At 72.2% G+C, this 21395-nt stretch carries 19 protein-coding genes; 12 read left to right on the forward strand and 7 right to left on the reverse strand.

Annotated elements, in window-relative coordinates:
* Window positions 1-14: 14 nt before the first annotated feature.
* On the reverse strand, window positions 15-455 hold the full coding sequence (locus tag ACZ573_RS14495; RefSeq protein ID WP_382540663.1) for a MarR family winged helix-turn-helix transcriptional regulator: 441 nt from the start codon (window positions 453-455) through the stop codon (window positions 15-17).
* Between the two features lie 154 nt (window positions 456-609).
* On the opposite strand from ACZ573_RS14495, the gene ACZ573_RS14500 reads away from it, so the two are divergent.
* Window positions 610-2130: an MFS transporter gene (locus ACZ573_RS14500; protein WP_471303513.1), complete on the forward strand. Its 1521-nt coding sequence runs from the start codon at window positions 610-612 to the stop codon at window positions 2128-2130.
* 98 nt (window positions 2131-2228) lie between these two features.
* Window positions 2229-2747: a mycothiol transferase gene (locus ACZ573_RS14505; RefSeq protein WP_471303516.1), complete on the forward strand. Its 519-nt coding sequence runs from the start codon at window positions 2229-2231 to the stop codon at window positions 2745-2747.
* 50 nt (window positions 2748-2797) lie between these two features.
* Here ACZ573_RS14505 and ACZ573_RS14510 read toward each other — a convergent pair whose 3' ends face one another.
* The gene (locus ACZ573_RS14510) at window positions 2798-4159 is read right to left on the reverse strand and encodes an FAD-dependent oxidoreductase (protein ID WP_471303518.1); all 1362 of its coding nucleotides are present in this window, start codon (window positions 4157-4159) and stop codon (window positions 2798-2800) included.
* Window positions 4160-4367: 208 nt separating this feature from the next.
* Between ACZ573_RS14510 and ACZ573_RS14515 the strand changes: the two genes are divergently transcribed.
* The 3 genes from ACZ573_RS14515 (at window position 4368) to ACZ573_RS14525 (ending at window position 6200) form a co-directional block, all read left to right on the forward strand.
* Window positions 4368-4559 carry a DUF5302 domain-containing protein gene (locus ACZ573_RS14515; RefSeq protein WP_030384532.1) on the forward strand — a complete coding sequence of 64 codons (192 nt, stop codon included), beginning with the start codon at window positions 4368-4370 and terminating at the stop codon, window positions 4557-4559.
* 167 nt (window positions 4560-4726) lie between these two features.
* Window positions 4727-5140, forward strand: coding sequence for a rodlin (locus ACZ573_RS14520; RefSeq protein WP_471303519.1), 414 nt, complete (start codon window positions 4727-4729; stop codon window positions 5138-5140).
* A gap of 145 nt (window positions 5141-5285) precedes the next feature.
* On the forward strand, window positions 5286-6200 hold the full coding sequence (locus tag ACZ573_RS14525) for a glycoside hydrolase family 19 protein (protein ID WP_471303522.1): 915 nt from the start codon (window positions 5286-5288) through the stop codon (window positions 6198-6200).
* Between the two features lie 11 nt (window positions 6201-6211).
* On the opposite strand, the gene ACZ573_RS14530 is transcribed toward ACZ573_RS14525, so the two are convergent.
* The 4 genes from ACZ573_RS14530 to ACZ573_RS14545 form a co-directional block, all read right to left on the reverse strand.
* On the reverse strand, window positions 6212-8980 hold the full coding sequence (locus ACZ573_RS14530; protein WP_471303524.1) for a helix-turn-helix transcriptional regulator: 2769 nt from the start codon (window positions 8978-8980) through the stop codon (window positions 6212-6214).
* Between the two features lie 217 nt (window positions 8981-9197).
* Entirely contained in the window at window positions 9198-10967 is a 1770-nt protein-coding gene (locus ACZ573_RS14535; protein ID WP_471304081.1) for a S8 family peptidase, read from the reverse strand.
* Between the two features lie 448 nt (window positions 10968-11415).
* On the reverse strand, window positions 11416-12165 hold the full coding sequence (locus ACZ573_RS14540) for a DUF1838 family protein (RefSeq protein WP_471303527.1): 750 nt from the start codon (window positions 12163-12165) through the stop codon (window positions 11416-11418).
* Window positions 12166-12528: 363 nt separating this feature from the next.
* The gene (locus ACZ573_RS14545; protein ID WP_471303529.1) at window positions 12529-13518 is read right to left on the reverse strand and encodes a phosphotransferase family protein; all 990 of its coding nucleotides are present in this window, start codon (window positions 13516-13518) and stop codon (window positions 12529-12531) included.
* 148 nt (window positions 13519-13666) lie between these two features.
* Here ACZ573_RS14545 and ACZ573_RS14550 point away from each other — a divergent pair, with 148 nt between their 5' ends.
* The 3 genes from ACZ573_RS14550 to ACZ573_RS14560 all read left to right on the forward strand — a co-directional run bounded on the left by ACZ573_RS14550 (window position 13667) and on the right by ACZ573_RS14560 (window position 16085).
* Window positions 13667-14668 carry a DUF1996 domain-containing protein gene (locus tag ACZ573_RS14550; protein WP_471303531.1) on the forward strand — a complete coding sequence of 334 codons (1002 nt, stop codon included), beginning with the start codon at window positions 13667-13669 and terminating at the stop codon, window positions 14666-14668.
* An 83-nt stretch (window positions 14669-14751) separates the two neighbouring features.
* A complete protein-coding gene (locus ACZ573_RS14555) occupies window positions 14752-15363 on the forward strand; it encodes a sigma-70 family RNA polymerase sigma factor (RefSeq protein WP_030725819.1) in 612 nt (203 codons plus the stop codon).
* A complete protein-coding gene (locus ACZ573_RS14560) occupies window positions 15360-16085 on the forward strand; it encodes an anti-sigma factor family protein (protein WP_471303534.1) in 726 nt (241 codons plus the stop codon). Before ACZ573_RS14555 ends, ACZ573_RS14560 begins: the two co-directional genes overlap by 4 nt.
* 460 nt (window positions 16086-16545) lie before the next feature.
* On the opposite strand, the gene ACZ573_RS14565 is transcribed toward ACZ573_RS14560, so the two are convergent.
* A complete protein-coding gene (locus tag ACZ573_RS14565; RefSeq protein WP_471303536.1) occupies window positions 16546-17277 on the reverse strand; it encodes a DUF7873 family protein in 732 nt (243 codons plus the stop codon).
* 354 nt (window positions 17278-17631) lie between these two features.
* Here ACZ573_RS14565 and ACZ573_RS14570 point away from each other — a divergent pair, with 354 nt between their 5' ends.
* The 4 genes from ACZ573_RS14570 (at window position 17632) to ACZ573_RS14585 (ending at window position 21394) form a co-directional block, all read left to right on the forward strand.
* Window positions 17632-18537: an ATP-grasp domain-containing protein gene (locus ACZ573_RS14570; RefSeq protein WP_471303538.1), complete on the forward strand. Its 906-nt coding sequence runs from the start codon at window positions 17632-17634 to the stop codon at window positions 18535-18537.
* Entirely contained in the window at window positions 18534-19331 is a 798-nt protein-coding gene (locus ACZ573_RS14575) for an ATP-grasp domain-containing protein (protein ID WP_471303541.1), read from the forward strand. Before ACZ573_RS14570 ends, ACZ573_RS14575 begins: the two co-directional genes overlap by 4 nt.
* A gap of 110 nt (window positions 19332-19441) precedes the next feature.
* Window positions 19442-20296, forward strand: coding sequence for a DMT family transporter (locus ACZ573_RS14580; protein ID WP_471303544.1), 855 nt, complete (start codon window positions 19442-19444; stop codon window positions 20294-20296).
* A 42-nt stretch (window positions 20297-20338) separates the two neighbouring features.
* Entirely contained in the window at window positions 20339-21394 is a 1056-nt protein-coding gene (locus ACZ573_RS14585; RefSeq protein WP_471303547.1) for an alcohol dehydrogenase catalytic domain-containing protein, read from the forward strand.
* The last annotated feature ends 1 nt before the right edge of the window (window position 21395 follow it).

Here is a 21395-nt window from a genome sequence, read left to right on the forward strand (position 1 = left end):
GGGCCGAGGCTACTTCAGGCGCCCTTCTCCATCGAGGGGCGCAGGCGGCCCAGCAGGGCGTAGAGCGTCGCGCTCTCGGCCTCGTCGAGGGTGTCCAGCGCGCCGTGCATGGCCTGCATCTCCTCGCGCACGCGGCGGATGACGTCGCGGCCCGCGTCCGTCGCGACGACGTTCTTGACGCGGCGGTCGGCGGGGTCCGGCTCCCGGCGCACCAGCTCGCGGGCCTCCAGCCGGTCGACGATGCCGGTGACGTTGGAGGCGTCGCACACCAGCAGGGTGGCGAGGCCGCGCATGGGCACGGGGCCGTCGAGCTGGGCGAGGACCCGGGCCTGGGTCGAGGTCAGGCCGTGCTGGGCCGCGGCGGCCGCGAACTCGCGCCATTGGGCGGTGCCGATCGCGGCGAGCAGCTCCAGCAGCTGGAGCTTGGTGGGGGTCTGCGTGGCGGTGTCGCTCATACCTGGAGCGTACTCAGGATGCTTCACATTATCAATTGTTTACTTGACCACCTTAACTATCGACGTCTACCGTCGGTCGAGTTACTTGAGAAGGTCAAACATCTGCGTTCCGAAGCTCTTCAGCTCCGAAACACGAAGAAGGTTCACCCCAGCCATGAGCACCCCCTCCCCCGCCACCCCGGCCCCCGGGCACCGGAACGAGACGGTCATCGTCTTCGCCCTGAGCCTGGCCGCCATGGTCGTGTCGATGATGCAGACCCTGCCGGTCCCGATCCTCGGCCTCATCCGTGAGGACCTCGGCACCACCACGGCCAACGTGAGCTGGGTGACCACCGCCACCCTGCTGTCAGCCGCGGTCTTCACCCCGCTGCTGGGCCGGTTCGGTGACCAGCACGGCAAGAAGCCCACCCTGGTCGCCGTGCTCGGCGTCATGGTCGCCGGCTCCGTCATCGCCGCACTGGCGTCCTCTCTGCCGCTGCTGATCCTGGGCCGGGTGCTCCAGGGAGCCGCCACCGCGATCTTCCCGCTGGCCCTGTCGGTCCTGCGCGAAGAGGTCCGGCCGCAGAAGCTGCCGGGCGCGATGGCCCTGGTCAGCGGCACGCTCGCGTTCGGCAGCGGGCTCGCGCTCGTCGCGACCGGCCTGCTCACCTCAGGCTCCGGCGCGGACTACCGCAACGCCTTCTGGATGGCGACCGGCTTCGCGCTCCTCGCCCTGCTCGCCGTGGTGTTCCTCGTCCCCGCGACCCGCCACAAGACCGGCGGGCGCACCGACTTCCTCGGCGCGCTGACCCTCGGCATCGCGCTGCTGCTGCTCCTGCTGCCGATCTCCCAGGGCCACGAATGGGGCTGGGGCTCCGCCCGTACGCTGGGCAGCTTCGCCGGCGCCGCCGTCATGGCAGCCGTCTGGGTGCTCGTCGAGCGCAAGGTCCGCGAGCCGCTCGTCGACATGAAGATGTTCGTCCACCGCCCCGTGCTCATGGCCAACCTGGCCGGCGTCCTCGTCGGCTTCGGCATGTTCGCGAACTTCCTGGGCGTCTCGTACCTCGTCCAGATGCCCGAGGCCCTCACCGGCTACGGCTTCGACGCGTCCATCCTGCGGGCCTCCGTGCAGTTCCTGCTGCCCGGCGCCATCGTCTCGCTGCTCGCCTCGCCCGTGGGCGGCCAGATCGTGCGCCACCGAGGTCCGCGTACGGCGCTGGCCCTGGCCGCGGCCCTCGGCGCGGCCGGCTTCGCCTGGCTGGTCCTGGACCACCAGCACAGCCTCTCGGTGATCGGCGCCGGGCTCGTCGTCGGTGCGGCCGTCAGCTTCGGCTACGCCGCCATGCCCGCCGTGATCATGTCCAGCGTCCCGCACCACCAGAGCGGCATCGCCAACGGCATCAACTCGATCTCCCGCTCCACGGGCAGTGCGATCGGCAGCGCCGTCGTCACCACGATCCTGGCCTCCAAGACCATCGAGCACCTGCCGGCGGGGGTCCCCCCGCTGCCCGCCGAGTCCGGGTTCACCCTCACCTTCGGGATCGGTGCGGTGGCCTTCGCGCTGGTCGCGTTGATCAGCTGGATCGGTCTGCGGAGCGGGCAGGGCACCGTGGCGGCGGCCGCCGGGCAGCCCGCGGCGGCGACCGGGAAGACGGAGCAGGCCGAGAAGGCCGAGAAGGCCGACGTCACCCGCTGACCGGTCGCCCCTCCCGTCACCCGACCCACCGGCCCGGCGGCCCGACCTACGCGTGTCGCTCGCGGTGGTCGGGCCCCCGGGCCTTGCATGGTGGGTGCATGAAGGCTACGGACGTCATCGCCGACAGTTTCGGACGCATCCGGGAGATCGTGCACGAGGTCGTGGAAGGGGTCCCGCCGGAACTGCTGAACGCGCGCGTGGACCCGGCGGCGAACTCGGTCACCTGGCTGATCTGGCACCTGACCCGGATCCAGGACGACCACATCGCGGACGCGGCCGGCACCGAGCAGGTCTGGGACTCCGAGGGCTGGTCGGACCGGTTCGCGCTCCCACTGCCCGCCGGAGCGACCGGGTACGGGCACTCGTCGCGGGACGTCTACACCGTCCGGGTGGACTCGGGCGAGCTGCTGCTGGGGTACTTCGACGCGGTGCACGAGCGGACCGCGCGGTTCGTCCACGGGCTCGCCGCCACCGACCTGGACCGGGTCGTCGACGAACGCTGGGATCCGCCGGTCACCCTCGGGGTGCGGCTGGTCAGCGTGCTGGGCGACGACCTGCAGCACGCCGGGCAGGCCGCCTTCGTACGCGGCGTGCTGGAGCGGGAACGGGGCGCCTGAAGGGCCTGTACGAGGGGCCGGGACCCCGTCCGGGCCCCGGCCCTCTCGCGTTACGCTCCGCTCGCTTCGAGCATGTCCTCGCGCTCGACGATCTTCACCCGCTCGCGCCCCTGGGGCTCGCCGAGAGCCTTCTCGGCGGCGTCCAGCTTGTACCAGCCCTCCCACGTCGTGTAGCGGACGCTGCGCTCGGCGAGGAAGGCCTCGACGGCCTCCGGCGCCGGGGCGGCCGGCTCGCTCAGGCGGCCCTCCGCGTGGTCGGCGAGCAGGTTCGCGACGGTCTCGTTCGCGTCGCCCTTGGTGTGGCCGATCAGGCCGACCGGGCCGCGCCGGATCCATCCGGTGACGTACGTCGACCGCAGATGGCTGCCCGCCTCGATCACGCGGCCGCCCTCGTCCGGGACTGTGCCGGACTCGACGTCCCAGGGCAGCTTGGGCAGCTCGTCGGAGAGGTAGCCCACGGCCCGGTAGACGGACTGGATGTCCCAGTCGGTGAAGTTGCCGGTGCCCTTGACGTTGCCGGTACCGTCCAGCTCGGTGCGCTCGGTGCGCAGCCCGACGACCTTGCCGTCCTCGCCGAGGATCTCGGCGGGCGACTCGAAGAAGTGCAGGAACAGTTTGTGCGGGCGCTCACCGATGTCGCGGATCGCCCAGTTCTCCAGGGTCTTGGCGACCATGTCGGCCTGCTTGTTGGCGCGGCGCGTGGCTATGGAGCCCTCGTCGTAGTCGATGTCCTCGGGGTTGACGATGACCTCGATGTTGGGCGAGTGGTCCAGCTCCCGGAGCTCCATGGGGCTGAACTTGGCCTGGGCCGGTCCGCGGCGGCCGAAGACGTGCACCTCGAGGGCCTTGTTCGCCTTGAGCCCGTCGTAGACGTTCGCGGGGATCTCGGTCGCAAGCAGCTCGTCGGCCGTCTTGGCGAGGATGCGCGCGACGTCGAGGGCGACGTTGCCGACGCCGAGCACGGCGACCTTCTCGGCCTCCAGCGGCCAGGTGCGCGGGACGTCCGGGTGGCCGTCGTACCAGGAGACGAAGTCGGCGGCGCCGTAGGAGCCGTCCAGCTCGACGCCCGGGATGGTCAGCGCGCGGTCGGCCGTGGCACCGGTGGAGAAGATCACGGCGTCGTAGAAGGACTGCAGCTCGTCGAGGCTGATGTCGTTCGGGTAGTCGACGTTTCCGAAGAGGCGCACCTGCGGCTTGTCGAGCACCTGGTGAAGGGCGGTGATGATGCCCTTGATCCGGGGGTGGTCGGGGGCGACGCCGTACCGGATCAGGCCGAAGGGCGCGGGCATCCGCTCGAAGAGGTCGATGGACACACCGGGCTCGACGGCTGCCTCGGACTTCAGCAGCGCGTCGGCGGCGTAGATACCGGCCGGGCCGGCACCGACGATGGCTACCCGCAGAGGGCGAGGCATGGCAGAGGTTCCCTTCGAGCGACGGCAAGGTGGATCAAAGGGAACCCTAAACGAAGGTAAACCTAACTCAGCACCCGGTGTCTCTTTATGACCTCATAATCAAAGCTTATGACCTCCCCAAGCACTCCTTGGAGCATAGGGGAACTCGCTGGTCAGCAGGGACGTCACCTGACAGACTGAAACCGCTTGATCACCCCAGGAGGACAAAATGGCTGACGAAACCGACACCCCGCAGGACGAGTCCCCGGCCGACGCGGCCAAGCGCAAGTTCCGCGAGGCTCTGGACCGCAATGCCGCGAACGCCCAGTCCCAGCAGGCCCACCAGAGCCGGGCGAAGGTCCAGGGCGCCAGCAGCGGCCCCGGTGGCAAGAACAAGAAGGTCCGCCGCAAGACCGGCTGACCCTCGGACCCGAGGAGCTCGCCCCCGCCGCCGCGGCCGGGGGTGGCTCGATCCGCCATTGGGCCACTCGGGTGAGTGGGGATAACCCTGAGCGCCGTCGACAGTTGATCAGCACGTCCCGCCGAGGGCAGCCATCACATGCGACAGTGCGACAGAAGGATCCCCACATGTTCAAGAAGTTCATGGCCACCGCAGCCGCCACCGCCGCCGTGCTCGGTGCGGGCGCCGCAGTCGCCACCCCGGCGATGGCGATCGGCAACGACAACGGCGTCAACACCGTCAACGGCAACGGCTCGGCCCAGATCTACGGCAACCAGGAGACCCACGGCAAGATGAGCCCACAGCTCGGCGCCGTCCAGGGCTCGCTCAACAAGCTCTGCATCGGCCTGCCGGCCAAGGTCAACGCCCAGTCCCTGATCGCGGTCCTCGCCAACGTCGGCGTCCAGGACATCAACGTTCTCGCCAGCCCGCAGAACCAGCAGTGCACCGAGAACTCCACCCAGGCCAAGGGCGACGAGGCCCTCTCGCACATCGCCAGCAACATCCCGATCCTCTCCGGAAACCTCTCCGCAGGCAGCTGATCGGCTCGGTACCGCGCCGGTGTCACGCGTCACGCGTGGTGCCGGCGCGTTTCATTTGGTCTAGACCTTGACAGGTTCAGACCATTTTCGCTTCAGTGGGCACCGTTGCCCCCACGGCAAGTCCCCCCACTGAAGGAGCAGTTACGTGATACGTGCGCTTCGCCTCCGCGCCCTCGCACTCACCGCCGCCGCGGCCGTCACGGCCGGCCTCGCCCTCACCCTCCCCTCCTCCCCCGCCGCCGCCGCGACCCCCTGCGCCGGCGCCTGGACCTCCTCCGCCGTCTACACGGGCGGCATGAGCGCCTCGTACGGCGGCCACAACTGGCAGGCGAAGTGGTGGACCCAGGGCGAGACGCCCGGCACCACCGGCCAGTGGGGCGTCTGGTCGGACCAGGGCACCTGCGGTGGCGGGGGCCAGGACCCGGATCCGGGCACCCCCACCGGATTCGTGGTCTCCGAGGCCCAGTTCAACCAGATGTTCCCGAACCGGAACCCCTTCTACACCTACAACGGCCTGGTCGCGGCGCTGTCCGCCTACCCCGGGTTCGCCAAGACCGGCGACGACACCACCAAGCGGCGCGAGGCCGCGGCCTTCCTCGCGAACGTCTCCCACGAGACGGGCGGACTGGTGCACATCGTGGAGCAGAACACCGCCAACTACCCCCACTACTGCGACGCGGGACAGCCGTACGGCTGTCCCGCCGGGCAGGCCGCCTACTACGGCCGCGGGCCCATCCAGCTCAGCTGGAACTTCAACTACAAGGCCGCCGGTGACGCCCTCGGCATCAACCTGCTCGCCAACCCGTACCTCGTGGAGCAGGATCCGGCCGTCGCCATGAAGACGGCGCTCTGGTACTGGAACACCCAGAACGGCCCGGGCACCATGACCGCCCACGCCGCCATGGTGAACGGCGCGGGCTTCGGGGAGACCATCCGCTCGATCAACGGCTCCCTGGAGTGCAACGGCGGCAACCCCGCCCAGGTCCAGAGCCGCATCTCGAAGTACCAGAGCTTCACGCAGCTGCTCGGGGTGACCCCCGGGAACAACCTCGGCTGCTAGTGCTGTGACGGTCACCGCGTGCGCAGCGCGGTGGCCAGCTGGGCCCGTGAGCGGACGTCGAGCTTCTGGTAGATCCGGGTCAGCCGGGCCTCCACCGTCTTGACGCTGAGGAACAGCTTCGCCGCCGCCTCCTGGTTGCTGGCGCCCTGGCTGACCAGCAGCGCGAGCCGGGTCTCGGCCTCGGTCAGGGTCGCGGCCGCCGGTACCCGCGCACCGGCGCCGTCGCCGGGGGCCGGTTCCCTGGCGAGCTCCGTCCAGGGGGCGGCCCCGGCCCGGTCGAAGACCTCGGCCGCGGCCCGGAGCGCCGCGCGGGCCGGCGCGCGCCGGCGTCGCCGGCGCTCCACCCGGGCGAGGGCGAGCAGCGTACGGCCGCGTTCCAGCGGCAGCCGCAGGGCCTCGAAGCGCTGTGCGGTGGTCTCCAGCAGGTGTACGGCCGCGTCGGCGTCGCCCTGGGCGGACAGGCACAGCCCGCGGGCCCGGTCGAGCGCCGCGACGACCCCGGTACGGCCGAGGCCGACGGCGACCGTGCGGACGGAGGACAGCAGCCGGGCCGCCTCCTCGGGTGCGTCGGCGGCGATCAGGGCCTCGGCGAGCTCCCCGTGCCAGCGCAGGATCGAGGGGTCCACCACCTGCTGGGCGGCCTCCAGTTCGGCGACACGGCGCAGGGTGGCGACGGCCTTCGCCGCTTCTCCCGTGGCGAGTTCGACGAGGCCGAGCGCGTGCAGGCTGCGGGAGAGGAAGACCTGGTCGTGCTCCTCCTGCGAGGCCTGGATGCCGCGCCGGGCGTAGCCGGCGGCCCGGGCGAAGCTGCCGCCCATGGCCTCGGCCATCGCGGCGACGTACCAGGCGGGGCCGGGCGAGAGGCCCGCGTCGATCGTGAGCTCCAGGGCCCGGCGGGCGTGGGCGGAGGCGGCCTCGCACCGGCCGCTGCGCAGTTCGACCTCGGTGAGGCTGCGCAGGACCTCGAAGACGTCCTCGGCGGAGCCGGTGCGCTGGACGGCGGGCAGCAGGACCATCAGCTGGCGGCGGGCGTCGTCGAGGCCGTCGTCGAAGAGGGCGTGCCGGACGGCGAGGTACTGGGGTGCGTTGCGCATGCCGAGGGGCACCTCGGGGGCGGGCAGGGCGAGGGCCTCGGCCAGGATCGCCTCGGCGCCCGGGTCGCCGAGGATGCGGCCCATGCGGGCCCGTACGGTCAGGGCCATGGCCTCGGCGACCTGGTCGCCGCCGAGTGCGGCGAGCGCGCCGGCGCGGGCCGCGGCGTCGCGGGAGCGGACCGGGTCGCCGTCGCTGAGGTTGTGCTTCCAGGCGATCCGCAGCTGGACGGCGGCCTGGAGCGAGGGGTCCCCGGCGGCCTCGTCCATGGCGTACGCGATGGTCTCGTCGAGGGCGCCCAGGGCCTGCCCGGCGGCGTCGATCACCGCGAGCCGGGCCCGTACGCGGTCGGCGGGCGAGGCGTCGCGGGCCAGGACGGCCCCGGTGGCGCGGCGGGCGAGGTCGGCGCGGCCGGACCAGCCGGCGTCCTCGGCGGCCGCGACCAGGCGGGCTAGTTCCTCGCCGGCCAGCCAGGACGGCGTCCGTTCGGCGGCGAGCAGGCCCAGTTCGGCGGCGAGGGCGCGCTGGCCCCGGCGGCGGCAGGCCGCGGCGGCTTCGGTGATCTCCTCGGCGAGCCACTGGTCCGGGGTGTCCACGGCCAGCGCGCGGTGGCGTACGGCCTGGACGGGATCGTCGACGGCGGCAGCCAGGGCCGCGTGTCCGGCGGCGCGTTCGGGCCAGCCGGCGTCGGCGGCGAGCGCGGTGGGCAGGGCGCCGGCGGTGAACTCCACGGAGCCGTCCTCGCCCACCCTGACCAGCGCGGCCCGTTCCGCCTCGGCCAGCTCGGCCTCGGCGTCGGGGCGGCCGGCGCGGCGCAGCAGGGAGATGGTGGGGCGGGTGGCGAGGGCGGCGAGCAGCAGGGTCCGGCGGGCCTGGGCGGGGGCTGCGGCGAGGAGCCGGCGGGCCACCTCCCGGGCCTGTCCGGAGACGGGCAGGGCGTCGGCGTGGTGGGCGCTGCTGTCGCGGGCCTCGGCGGCTTCGGCGAGGGAGTGGCCGAGGGCGAGGGCGAGGCGCGGGTTGCCGCCGCTGGCCTGGTGGATCCGGCCGGCGAGGCGGGCCGGGAGGCCGTGGCGGACGAGGAGTTCGGCGACCTCGTCGGCGCCCAGCGGGGGCACCCGGATGGCGGGGACGCCGGGGCCACAGAGGGGTTCGCCCACCGGGACCCCGCCCTGGACGCATTCGGCGACCAGGACCCGTACGCGGGGCGGGGTGAGGCGCAGGGCGAAGCGGAGCAGGTCGGTGCTCTCGGCGTCGAGCCACTGGGCGTTGTCGAGGACGAGCAGGACGGGGTCGCGGTCGGCGAGCCTCCGCAGCACCTCGACCACGGCGAGGCGCAGGGCGATGTGGTCGCGGCCGGCCCGGGGGGCGTCGGCCTCGCGGCGCAGGAGGGCGATGGCGGTGCGCTGGGGGCCGGAGAGCTGTTCCAGGGCGCCGGCGGGTACGGAGGCGAGGAGGGCGGCGGCGGACGCCTCGGGTATCCATTGGTCGGCGGCCTCGGGGGCGAGGCGCAGCACGGTCTCGCGGCGCGATTCGGCCGCGGCCGCGACGGCGCGCACCACCTCGGTCTTGCCCGCGCCAGCCGGTCCGGTCAGGAGCGCCCGGCCGTGCGTGGTCAGCGCGCGGTCGACCGCCTTGATCAGTTCTCCGTGTCCGACACTTGTGTCAGCGTGCCCCGTCGCCGCCACCACGCACAGCCACCAGCCTCTCGGTCCCAGCTCCGGTGCCCTTCCTGTGAGAGGCGACAATACGAGGTCGAGTGGCGGGCGGACACGGATTGTGACGCAGAAATCAGTCTCGTGCCGGGAAAACCCGTCGGACCTGCCGATACGAGGTGTATCAGCAGGTCCGCGGGCGTGCTTTGGTCCGTACTATCGGACCGTCAGGCCGAGTTGGCTCCTGATCAGATCAGAAGGTCAGGTTCCAGGAGTCGATCTTGCCGGTGTCGCCGCCGGCGTTGTCGTTGACCCGCAGCTTCCAGGTGCCGTTCGCGACCTCGGAGGAGGCGTTCACGGTGTAGACCTGGTTGATGTTGGCCGTGCTGCCGCCGGAGCGGTTGTGCAGGTTGTAGACGCTGCCGTCGGGGGCGACGAGGTCGACCTTGAGGTCACCGATGTAGCTGTGGACGATGTTCACGCCCACCTTGAGGGTGGCCGGGGCGTTGCCGGTGACACCGCTGACGGTGATCGGGCTCTCCACGGTCGTGTTGTCGCCGATGGCGAAGTCCGTGGTGTTCTCGAAGCCCGAGGTGGGCGGGGTCGAGGTCACGGCGGCGACGGTCGCGGCCGCGTCGGCGAGGCCGGCGCCGCAGCCACCGGTGCAGGTACCGGCCAGCGGGCGGGCGTTGGTCTTGATCGCCGACTCGATCTGGGCCGGGGTCAGCGAGGTGTTCGCCGACTTCAGCAGGGCGGCCAGGCCCGCGATGTGCGGGGCGGCCATGCTGGTGCCCTGGTAGGGCTTGTAGATCTCGGCACCGGGGGTGGTGGTGCCGGCGTTCAGGGTGGAGAGGATCGCGTTCTCGGGGGTGGTGACGGTGCCGGGCGTGTCGGTGGCGCGGCGGGTCTCACCGCCCGGGGCGGCGATGTCGATGATCGAGCCGTAGTTCGAGTAGTACGAGCGGTCGCCGGCGCGGTTGGTCGACGCCACGTTGATCACGTTGTTGCAGCTGGCGGGCGAGAAGCCGGACGCGTTGGCGTTGCTGTTGCCGGCGGCGACGACGACGGTCGTACCGCGGGCGACGGCGGCGTTGATGGCGTTCTGGTAGCTGGTGCCGCAGGTGCCCGAGCCACCGAGGCTCATGTTGATGACCTTGGCCGGGGTGGCGTTGGCCGGGACGCCCGCGACGGAGCCGCCGGACGCCCAGGTGATGGCGTCGACGATGTCCGAGGTGGCACCGCCGCACTTGCCGAGCACGCGGACGGGCTGGATCTTCGCGCCGTAGGCGATGCCGGCGACACCCTTGGAGTTGTTGGTGGCCGCGGCGATGGTGCCTGCGACGTGGGTGCCGTGCCAGGAGGAGGTGCTGGCCTTGGAGCCGGTGCCGCACTCGCCGTCGGTGGCGTTCCAGTCGCCCTCGTCGGCCGGGTTGCTGTCACGGCCGTTGCCGTCGCGGGCCTCGGAGGCGGTGGAGATGAAGTCGTAGCCGGCGACGATGTTCGGGGCGACGTCCGAGTGGGCGACGTAGCCGGTGTCGATCACGGCCACGGTGACGCCGGAGCCCGTGGTCTTGTCCCAGGCACCGGGGACGTTCATGCCGGCGGTGGGCTCGAAGAGGTCCCACTGCTTGGCGTACTCGGTGTCGTTCGGGGTGACGGCCATGGCGTAGGCGCGGGTGTCCGGCTCCACGTAGGCGACGTCCGGGTCGGCGCGGAACTGGGCGATCACGTCGGCCGCGGCCGCCGGGGCGACGGTTCCGCCGAGGTTGACGAGTGCGGCTCCGGTGCCGAGGCGGCGGTCGAACTTCGCCTTCTTGCCGGCCTTCTTGCCCTTGGCGGCGGCGTCGTCGGCCGCCGCGCTGTTCGAGCTGGCCTCGGTGGCCGAGGACTTGTATCCGACGATGAGGTTCTCGACCGGCGCGGTCGGGGCGACCGTGGCCGCCGGTGCCGCGCCGGGGTTCTCGACGGCCGCGGCCACCGAGGCGGTGGCGGTGGCGGAGCCGGCGAGCAGGGTGACGGACATGGCCACCACGGATATGAGCCGACGTCTTGAAGCGTGCACGTGTTCCCCTTCGAGGGCCGTTTCCGGGCATGCCGGAGCGGCCGGTCAGTGCAGTGTGGGAGGTTCCGGCGGCCGCGGGACCGGGAGCGAGTTGGTCGAGCTCGCCCCGGCCTCCGCCGCGCGCCACGTCGCCCGAGCCGCAACGGCGGGGCCGGGCAACGGCGGTCCCGGCTCTCCCCCCGACCGGTGCGGCCTTCACGCCATGTGGGGTTGGCGTGTGTGCCGTAGGGTCAGGGGAAGATCGCCGGTGGGCAGACAGTAGGCAACACGGGGATGAACTCGATACGGGGAAAACCCTTGTCCGCCCCCTGCGGCTCCCCCCAGGGGTCCCTCGGCAGGGGCGCTGACCAGGCATGTTCGCCGTCCGCGCGATGGCTGCGCGGAACCGGGAGCGGGAACGGAACCGTCGCTACCGCGGCGGGAAAAGCCTGCGGAAGTACGTCCAGCTGGTCTCGTTCGGCTCGCTCCACTTCTCCGGCGCGTGGGCGAATTCGGGGTGGTGCTCGGCGACGTACGCGCGGGTGCGCTCCGGGACCTGCCCGTACGAGTCCAGCTTGCGGCCGCGGCAGTGGAAGGTGAGGCCGCCGGGGCGCTGCCCCTGTTCCATCCAGGGCAGCCACGGGGACATCCGGGTCCAGGACATCGTGGCGGGGACGCTCACCGCGTCGGTGGTCAGGGCGGTCGCGGGCGCGAAGAACTGGAAGAGCTCCAGGGCGCGGTAGGTGTCGTCGGCCGAGTGGGCGGGGTACTGCGCGACCGGCAGGGGCGAGGGGTAGGCCAGCGGGATCTCCAGGCTGAAGCAGACCTGGTCGCCCAGTTCCGTCAGGGGGACCGGGAAGGGCCGCCACTTCTGGTCGGCCGGATCGTTCCAGACGTGGACGACGGGCTTGTCCTGCCAGGTCTCCAGGATCTCCCGGGTCCCGGGGTCGAGGTAGAACGCGGCCTCCCTGGACAGGAGCTGGTAGCCGCCGAGCTCCTCGTCCGCCACGAGGCGTGCGACGTTGAGCCCTTCGAAGCCGAAGAGTCGCCGGTAGGGCTCGCCGGGGGCCCAGGAGTGGACGTCCCCGGTCCACCAGTAGGTGACCTCGGCGCCGTCGAGCGAGGCGCGGGTGCGGGCGAATGCGTGCAGGAGCTCGGCGGGTGTCAGCTCTGATGTCATACGCCCCACTGTGAGCGGTCGCCGCACGGCCGGACAAGCAGCCCCACGGACAACCTCGGCCCCGCCGGCGACGTGTCAGGCTGCTGCGCGACGCACGTGCAGATGGCCGTCGAGGGGGTAGGCGGGGGCGCGGACGCCAGCGTCCTGTCGTACGTGTAGCCGCACTTGGCCGCGACACGGCAGGACGCGAGGTCGTCCACCTGGTGGACGCACCAGGGCCGGATGACGAGAGCGGAAGCGGTCGGTGTGGCGGCGGCTCCGAGCGTCACGGAGGTCATCATCGGCCGATCGTAGCCACGGAGGCCGGACATGTGCCGGAATCAGGCATCTTCCCGGCAGGTAGTCCGGTCGGGCGGTGAGGATTCAGGCATACCTCTCGAAGAGGGCGTGGAGGTAGCCCTCCAGTCTCTGGGTCAGGACACGGGCCGTCAGATCGGCGCGGCCCAGCTCACGCCAGGGGACGCCGACCTTCTCCGCGTCCGGAGCGAAGCCCAGCGCGTCCAGGAGGCGCCAGTACAGGTGGGCGCCGCGGTCCTCGGCCAGGGTTCCTCCCGCGCCGGCATAGCGGTCCGCGAAGCTCATCCCCGCGGGAACCCCGTGCAGCAGGGCGAGGGCCGTCGAGCAGTGCGCCACGTCCAGGTCGGCGGGCCCCCAGGAGGTCTCCACCCAGTCGACGACGCCACTGATCCGGAGATCCGCGTCCGCACCCGTGAAGAGGACGTTCCCGGGATGGAAGTCCCGGTGCAGGAAGCGGCCTCGGTAATCCGGCGGATCCCGGCGGATGACGTCGACGGCGCGCTGCCAGAGCCCGGGGCGCTCGGTGGCCGCGGGCGGCGTCACGCGTTCGGGGGAGGCCCAGGCCTGATAGGTGCGGGGCCGCTGGTGCGCGGCTGTCGGCAGCTGATGGATACGCACCAGCTGGCGGGCCAGCAGTTCGGCGCGGCCGTCGGCGTTCCGGTCGTCCAGGCGGACCGTTCCCGGCAGCAGGGACATCAGCAGGGAGGGGTGGTCGCAGTACTGCGCGGTCGCGTCCACCGCCACCAGCGTGGCCGCGGGTACGTCCGTGTCACCGAGCAGGCGCAGGATCGCCGCTTCGCGGGTCAGCAGGCCCTCCGCGTGCCGGACGAAGAAGGGCTTGACGAAGGACCGCAGGACGAGCGAGCGCCGACCGTCCGGGCCGCCCAGGTCCAGGCGCCGCATCTCCGAGGTCCAGCCGCCGCGCAGCCGCACGGCCCGCTCGATGCGTTCCGCCCCGGGCAGCTCCTTCTCCACCCAGGAGCGCGTGGCACCCCAGCCCTCACCCCCGAGATCCGCGCCCATGTCCTCGGCCCCCTCCCCCTCGCCCGAACCCATGGAGGCAGACTATCCGGCACGGTGAAACCTTGGCCTCACCTCCCCGGGCGTACGGCCGGCCCACACCGGAACGTACGAATCGCGGCGCCGTGCCCGTCATACGGATGACCAGTTGACGGCGGGGGCGCCACCGGCAACCGTGACCGGCATGGGGAACGAACACCGGCTGCTCACTCTCGCCGTCTGCCTGGTCCTGGGCGGCGGGCTGATCGCAGCGGTACTGGGGGCGTCGCGGGCGGCCGGTCCGCACGCCGGGACGGCGGACGGGCGGAGGCCGGCCGCGTCCGACTACGTGGACATACGTGACGTCCCGCCCCTCCCGGCAGCCGCTCCCGCCCCCGGGTCCGAGGGATCCGCCGGTTCGGTGGTGGTGGATTGCGGCCGCAACGAGGAGGGCCACTACAACGAGGACAACCTCGTGGTCTCGCCCGGGCTGCTGGGCGGCGCCCATCACACGCACGCCTACGTGGGGAACCTCTCCACCGACGCGCTGTCGACGGAGACCTCGCTGGCCGCGGCCGGCACGAGCTGCAGGGGCGGCGACCGGTCCACGTACTACTGGCCCGTCCTGCGCCGCCCCGACCGCCCGGGCACGCGCCCGCACGAGGACTCGGCGGGGCACGGGAACGTCGGCGAGATCGTGCCGGAGACCTCGGTCCTGGTGGAGTTCCGCGGCAACCCCGTGAGCAAGGTGGTGGCGATGCCGCGCTTCCTGCGCGCGATGACCGGCGACGCCGTCGCGTACACGGCGGACAGCGAGGCCGACGTCCGGGCCCGCTGGGGGTGTTCGGGCTCCCCGGACCGGGCCACCACCCGGTACCCGCGCTGCCCCGCGGGCGAGCGCGTCACCCGCACCCTGGTCTTCCCGAGCTGCTGGAACGGCCTCGACACCGTCGGCGTCACGCACCGTTCGCACCTGCTCTTCACCGCCGCGAACGGTGTCTGCCCGAAGGACACCTTCCCGGTGCCGGAACTGCGCGTCTTGCTCGCCTACGAGATCCCCCCGGGGCTGAACGTGGCCCTCGACTCCTTCCCCGAGCAGCGGCACAGCCCGAAGACCGATCACGCGATGTTCGTGAACGCGATGACCGACCGGCAGATGGCCGCGATCGTCGACTGCATCAACGCGGGCCGCGACTGCCGGACCTGAGTGACGCAGGTCACGTGAACCGAATCCGCCCTGGTGGCGTGTTCCGACCGCACCACATATGCGAGGAAGACGGAGAGGGTGAGATGGCCGGACCACTGTGGCCCCGCACTCGGCGGGGCTCGACCGATGAGGCACTGATCAAGTCGGTGTACGAGGAGCACGGTCACGCCCTGCTCGCGTACGCCACCCGGCTGACCGGAGACCGTGCCGCCGCCGAGGATGTCGTACAGGAGACGCTGATCCGGGCCTGGCGCCACTCCGAGGTGCTGGTCAACGGAAAGGGCTCGGTGCGCGGCTGGCTGCTCACGGTGGCCCGCAACATCATCACCGACCGCTACCGGGCCAAGGCCGCCCGGCCGCCCGAGGTCTCGGGAGCCTCGTCCGCTCCCCCGGTGGAGGCGGACCACGCCGATTCCGTGGTGGACAGCATGACGGTCCTGGGGGCCCTCGATCAGCTGTCGCCGGAACACCGCGACGTCCTGAAGGAGTTGTACTACCGACAGCTCAGCGTCGCGGAGGCGGCCGACAGCCTCGGCATCCCGGCGGGTACGGTCAAATCTCGTTCGCACTACGCCCTCAAGGCGCTGCGCGACGTCTTCAAGAGCGACGGATTCAGGGACATCGGTTCCAGAGAAGGAAAGCGATCGGGCAGGCCGCCCCAGCAGCCCGCCGGACTGCGTGAGGTGGTGGCATGAACCGGCAGAGGCACGAGGAGGAACTGCTCGGCCCCTACGTACTCGGTGTCCTGGACGCCGAGGAGATCCGCCGGGTCGAGGAACACACGAGCGGATGCGTGCAGTGCCGGGAGGAGGTGGCCGCGTTGCGCGAGATGGAGGCGGCTCTGGGCGAGGTGCCCGACGAGGCGTTCCTCGACGGACCGCCGCATGGCGGTGACCTGCTGCTCCAGCGCACCCTGCGGCAGATGCGCGGTGAGCGGGCCGGGGATGCGCGCCGGCGGGCGGGGTTCGCGGGACTGGCGGTGGCGGCCTCGCTGGCCGCCGTGTTCTGGGCCGGTACCCAGCTGGGTACGGGTGATTCGGACGCCGTCGCGCTGCCTGTGCCGCCGTCCCCGACGGCCACGGCGAACCCTTCCCCGCCGCCCGCCGGGACCAAGGTGCTCTCCGCGACCGACAAGGCCACGGGTGCGCGGATGACCGTACAGATGACGCCCGCCACCAAGTGGGTGCGGGTGCACGCGGCGGTCACGGGAGTGCCGCCGGGCGAGCGGTGCCGGCTGGTCGTGGTCTCCAGGAACGGGACGCGCACCACCGCCGCCGGCTGGGTCACGGGCAGCCAGGAGAACGGCGAGGCCAAGGGCGCGTCGCTGGACGGTTCGGCGGCCGTGGACCCGGCGGACGTGAAGGCGATCCTGGTCGAGAACGAGTCGGGCCGGACGTTCGTGTCCGTACCGGTCTGACCGTCCCGCCCCCGGTCCGGTCCGGTCGGACCGGACCGGACCGGTCGGGACGGACCGGTCGGGACGGGAACGTGACGGAGCCCGGGAGCATATCCAGCTCCCGGGCTCCTGTGTGCCACCCAATTGCGCACACCGGCACGTTTAAGAGTCGCGGATCATTCTGAGATCGACGTGTTCTACCTTTGAACTACCGCGCCACGAGGAGAGGCGCAGAAGGGACTTGAACCCCTATCCATCGATGATCGTCCACGCTCGGTCGATCCGGTGTTCGGCGGCGAATACTGAGACTGGAGCGATAATCTGAGATTGAAGGGCCGCCTCTACCAGCTTGGGCCACCCCGGCTCGTAATGCCGGGGGAGGGATTCGAACCCCCAACTGACACCCTCGTTCAGCTTCAACATCAGTTTCAGCTTGCGCTCTCGCGCACCCCCTGCAGACATACAGAGGGAGTCTTAGGGGCTACTTGAACAAGTAGCCGAACACCGCGTCGCCGACCCGCTGGTCGGTGACCTCGGCGCTGTTGGCCTCCTCGCGGGCGAACTTGACGGCCTGCTGGAGCTTTTCCACGCGGTCGAGCAGCTCGTTGACCCGGCGGGCGGGCAGCGCACCGGAGAACTTCACGGTCGTCCAGTACCCGACCGGAACGTCCTCGTAGTACACCTCGACCTGCGCCGGGTGCTTCTCGGTGGCCTCGGCCTTCACGTGGTTGCGCGGCACCTTCTTGGTACGGATGGTGCGCACCGGGTCCGTCTTCCAGGAGTCCGTGGACGGGTCCAGGTTCCAGGATTCGGAGGCGTCCAGCACCGGCAGCTTCCGGACGAAGGTGTGCATGTCGGTGAGCTGCTTCTCCAGGAAGAGCAGGTACGGCACGGGCACCTGCGCCAGCAGGACCGTCCCGTCCACGACGACATCGGCGGCCGCGGTGCGGTTGGCCCAGTCCTTGGTGGCCGTCACGTCGAACAGCCGCGTCAGGGTCCCCGCCGTCGCCCGCAGTACGTCCTCGGCCTTGACCTGCACCCGGGTGGACTCGGGCGGCAGTTGCTCGCCCTCCTCGTCCTTGGGCTGGTAGGTCCGGGAGATTCCGGCCAGCAGGGCGGGCTTCTGGACGTCGTGGTGAGCCTGGGTGAGCTCCTGGAGGGACTTGGACTTGACGCCCTTTTCCACTGCGATGATCTGATTCAGCTTCGGCACGTGATCAACCTAGCAGCCGATTGTCCGATCATTCACCGGGATTTCCGGCACCGTGAGCCGGCCGGTCTGCAGGATGTCGATCACCTGCCACGAGCCGCCCGGTTCCCCGACCAGCCAGGCCGAGCAGCCGTATCAGCACGTCCCGCGGTGCGATCGTGTTCCATACGAGCCCGTGCAGCAGCCCTGTCCCACCGGTCATCCATGCCCCGGCCCCTCCCCCGCTGATCCGAAGCGGGCAGCGCAACAAGGAAGCCCACAGCCGGACCGATCATCACATTGCGGTCCATGACATCCTGTGACGTCATGACTCGCCGGACGGTATCGGCGGACGTCCGGGGAATATGGGGAAGGTCCATGAGGCTCTGCTTCCTGGTGGAGGAGCACTACCGCCACGACGGCATGCCGAACGAGGTGATCCGGCAGCTGACGGCGTGGGGGCACAGCGTGGACGTCGTACGGCCGGGCGGCTCGCTCCTGCGCATGACCGAGGTGGTGGACGCGGGCGCGCACGACGCCTGGGTCCTCAAGACGGTGTCCGGCGGCCCGGGTCTGACCCTGCTCGAAGCCGCCGCCGCGGCCGGGACGACCACCGTCAACGACGCCCGGTCGATCCGCGGCGTACGGGACAAGGCGCTGGCCGCCGCCCTCGGGCGCGGCCGGGGGCTCCCGCTGCCGCCGACGTACGCCGTGGCCCGCCCCGAGCTGCTCAGGGAGATCCCGGCGGCGGAGTACCCGCTCGTCGTCAAGCCCGCCGACGGCAGTTCCGGGCGGGCCGTGCACCTGGTGTCCTCGCCGGAGCGGCTGGAGTCGCTGCTGCCCGTGCTCGCGGGCGAGGGGCTGCTCATCGCCCAGCCGTACGTGCCCAACTCGGGGACGGACATCAAGGTGTACGCGGTCGGCGGGGAGCTGTTCGCAACCGAGCGGTGCTCGCCGCTGCACCCGGACCCCTCGGTGCGGGAGCGCCGCGTGCCGCTGTCGGCCGAGGTGGCGGCGATCGCCGCGCAGGTGGGGGCGGTCTACGGGCTGGACCTGTACGGGGTGGACGTGCTGCTGGGCCCGGACGGGCCGGTGGTCGTCGACGTGAACGACTTCCCGAGCTTCCGTCAAGTGCCCGACGCTGCCGCGCGGGTGGCCCGGGCGGTCCTGGAGCTGGCACGGGCGGGCGGTTCCGCGCAGCCGCCGGCGCCCATGGCGCAGCCGTACCCGCTGCCCCTGTCGATCCCGGCGCAGGTCTCGGCCGTGGGGGGCGACGGCGCGTGAAGATCGGCCTGATCACCCCGGATCCGGGGCACCCGCTGCTGGCGGACACGACGGCCTTGCTGGCCCCGGAACACGCGGTCGAGGCCCTCGATCCGCTCACCCTCGGGGACGTGCCGCTGCCGCTCGCCGAGGTGTACCTGCTGAAGTCGCGGACACCGCACGCGCTGGGGCTCGCCCGCTATCTGGAACGGCGGGGGGCGGCCGTGGTGAACTCCGCCTCGGCCACCGCGCTGTGCCAGGACCGTACGGAGATGGCCGAGCTCGCCCTGCGGGCCGGGCTGCCCTTCGCCGCGACCCGTACGCACGACTCCCTCGGGGCCTGGGCGGCCGGGGCCCGGCTCGACACCCCCGTGGTGGTCAAGAGCCGGCGCAGCCGCCGGGGCGACCTCGTCGCCCGCGTCGACGACGTCGCACGCCTGCGGGAGCTGGCGAGGGAATGGCCGCACGAGCCGGTCGTGGTGCAGGAGTACGCGCCCAACAGCGGCTGGGACCACAAGCTGTGGGCCATAGGGGACCAGGTCTTCTCGGCCCTGCGCCGGTCCGAGCTCTCCCCCGGTGGCCGCGGCCCCACCCGTCCCCTGCCCCTGGCGGAACTGCCGTCCGGCTGGGCCGGTCTGGTGCGCGAGGTGGGCGCGGTGTTCGCGCTGGACGTCTACGGCGTGGACATCATCGACACCGGCGGCGGGACACCGCTGATCGTGGACATCAACGCCTTCCCCGGGGTCCGGGGCCAGGCCGGCGCCCCGGAGGCCCTCGCGGCACTGGCCCTGCGGCGGGCCGCGGGGCGGGGCTAGGCACCCCCTGGGTCTGCCCGGCAGGTCCGGACGGGGGAATGCGCCGGGCAGGACGTCCGTGGCCCGGTGTGGTGGCACGGAGGGGCGGCGGGCGCCGTGAGGATCGGGGCATGGGCGTCGTCCTGCCGGTCCTCTTCGCACTGTTCGCGGCGTTCAGCAACGCGCTCGCCACCGTGCTCCAGCGGCGCGCCGCGCTCACCGTGCCGCAGAGCGACGGCTTCCGCCTCGGCCTGGTCCTCGATCTGCTGCGGCGCCCGCTGTGGATCGGCGGCATCCTGGCCGTGATCGCGGCGGGGGCCGGGCAGGCTCTCGCGCTGGCCACCGGCGCGCTGGCGCTCGTACAGCCGCTGTTCGTGCTGGAGCTGCCGCTCGCGCTGCTGATCGCCTCGCTGATGTCCCGGCAGCGGCTGCCGCGGGCGCTGTGGCTGGCCGTGGCGGGGGTGGTGGCGGGGCTCGGGGTCGCGCTCGTGGCCGCCTCGCCCATGGGCAACCGGACGGACGTGCCGGCCGAGCGCTGGGTGGTGGCTCTGGCTGCGAGCGCGGTCGTCGTGGCCGCCCTGGCCGTGGCCGGGCTGCGGCTCCCGCCCGGCCGCGCCCGGGCCGGCTGCCTCGGCGCCGCCACCGCCGTCTGTTACGCGCTCACCGCAGCGCTGATGAAGTCCGCGGTACACGTCCTCGACGACGACGGCTTCGTCGCCTTCCTGACCACCTGGGAGACGTACGCCTTCGGGGCGAGCGGCATCTGCGCCCTGCTCCTGCTGGAACACGCCATGCAGGGCGGCCCGCTGGTCGCCTCGCAGCCCGCGCTGACCCTCGGCGACGCGAGCATCAGCATCGCGCTGGGGGTGGTGCTGTACGAGGAACACCTGCGGTCGGGCTGGTGGCTGCTCCCCCAGCTGCTGGGCATCGGCTTGATCTGCGCGGGTGTCCTGGCGCTGGCCCGGGCCGGGGAGGGCGCGCCCTGAGGCCGGGTAGCGTGACGGTCGGTCGAGCGGAGGGCGGGATCCATGCGAGCGGTGGTCTTCGAGCGGTACGGCGAGCAGGCCGAGGTACGGGAGGTGGCGGAGCCGGTTGTGCCGGCGGGCGGGGTGGTGGTGCGGGTGGAGGCCACCGGGCTGTGCCGCAGCGACTGGCACGGCTGGATGGGGCACGATCCGGACATCGTGCTGCCGCACGTCCCCGGGCACGAACTCGCGGGTGTGGTCGAGGCCGTGGGGACCGGCGTCATGAACTGGCGGCCCGGCGACCGCGTCACGGCGCCGTTCGTGTGCGCCTGCGGGAGCTGCGCCGACTGCGCGGCCGGTGACCACCAGGTGTGCGCGCGGCAGACGCAGCCCGGGTTCACGCACTGGGGGTCCTTCGCCGAGTACGTGGCCCTGGACCACGCCGACGTGAATCTGGTGGCCGTGCCCGAGGAGCTCTCGTACGCGACGGCGGCCGGTCTCGGCTGCCGCTTCGCGACGGCGTTCCGGGCGGTGGTGGCGCGGGGCCGGGTGACGGCGGGCGAGTGGGTGTCCGTCTACGGCTGCGGTGGGGTGGGGCTCTCCGCCGTGGTGATCGCGGCGGCGGCCGGGGCCCGGGTGGTCGCCGTGGACACGGCGCCGGGGGCGCTGGATCTGGCGCGGACGTTCGGCGCCGTGCACTGCGTGGACGCCCGGGAGGGCGCCGACACCGCGCAGGCCGTCCGGGAGGCGACCGGCGGGGGCGCGCACCTGTCGCTCGACGCGCTGGGATCACCGGAGACGGCGGCGTCCTCGGTGGCCGGGCTTCGCCGGCGCGGGCGGCACGTGCAGGTGGGACTGCTGCCCGCGGCGGCCGGCGCGGCGGCCCTGCCGATGGACCGGGTGATCGGCTGGGAGCTGGAGGTCCTCGGGAGCCACGGCATGGCGGCGCACGCCTACCCGCCGATGATGGAGATGGTCCGGGGCGGGGTGCTGCGGCCGGACCTGCTGGTCACCTCGACGATCCCGCTCGACGCGGCCCCGGCGGCCCTGGCCGCCATGGGCACGGCGGCCGGGCGCGGGGTCACGATCATCCTCCCGGGATCGGGTGGCCGGGGCTGAG

The organism is Streptomyces sp. NPDC040545 (assembly GCF_055595065.1).

Coding starts and splice junctions, on each gene's coding strand:
- ACZ573_RS14495 (WP_382540663.1), bottom strand. CDS start 455: ATGAGCGACACCGCCACGCAGACCCCCACCAAGCTCCAGCTGCTGGAG.
- ACZ573_RS14500 (WP_471303513.1), top strand. CDS start 610: ATGAGCACCCCCTCCCCCGCCACCCCGGCCCCCGGGCACCGGAACGAG.
- ACZ573_RS14505 (WP_471303516.1), top strand. CDS start 2,229: ATGAAGGCTACGGACGTCATCGCCGACAGTTTCGGACGCATCCGGGAG.
- ACZ573_RS14510 (WP_471303518.1), bottom strand. CDS start 4,159: ATGCCTCGCCCTCTGCGGGTAGCCATCGTCGGTGCCGGCCCGGCCGGT.
- ACZ573_RS14515 (WP_030384532.1), top strand. CDS start 4,368: ATGGCTGACGAAACCGACACCCCGCAGGACGAGTCCCCGGCCGACGCG.
- ACZ573_RS14520 (WP_471303519.1), top strand. CDS start 4,727: ATGTTCAAGAAGTTCATGGCCACCGCAGCCGCCACCGCCGCCGTGCTC.
- ACZ573_RS14535 (WP_471304081.1), bottom strand. CDS start 10,967: ATGTCCGTCACCCTGCTCGCCGGCTCCGCCACCGCCACCGCCTCGGTG.
- ACZ573_RS14540 (WP_471303527.1), bottom strand. CDS start 12,165: ATGACATCAGAGCTGACACCCGCCGAGCTCCTGCACGCATTCGCCCGC.
- ACZ573_RS14545 (WP_471303529.1), bottom strand. CDS start 13,518: ATGGGTTCGGGCGAGGGGGAGGGGGCCGAGGACATGGGCGCGGATCTC.
- ACZ573_RS14550 (WP_471303531.1), top strand. CDS start 13,667: ATGGGGAACGAACACCGGCTGCTCACTCTCGCCGTCTGCCTGGTCCTG.
- ACZ573_RS14555 (WP_030725819.1), top strand. CDS start 14,752: ATGGCCGGACCACTGTGGCCCCGCACTCGGCGGGGCTCGACCGATGAG.
- ACZ573_RS14560 (WP_471303534.1), top strand. CDS start 15,360: ATGAACCGGCAGAGGCACGAGGAGGAACTGCTCGGCCCCTACGTACTC.
- ACZ573_RS14570 (WP_471303538.1), top strand. CDS start 17,632: ATGAGGCTCTGCTTCCTGGTGGAGGAGCACTACCGCCACGACGGCATG.
- ACZ573_RS14580 (WP_471303544.1), top strand. CDS start 19,442: ATGGGCGTCGTCCTGCCGGTCCTCTTCGCACTGTTCGCGGCGTTCAGC.
- ACZ573_RS14585 (WP_471303547.1), top strand. CDS start 20,339: ATGCGAGCGGTGGTCTTCGAGCGGTACGGCGAGCAGGCCGAGGTACGG.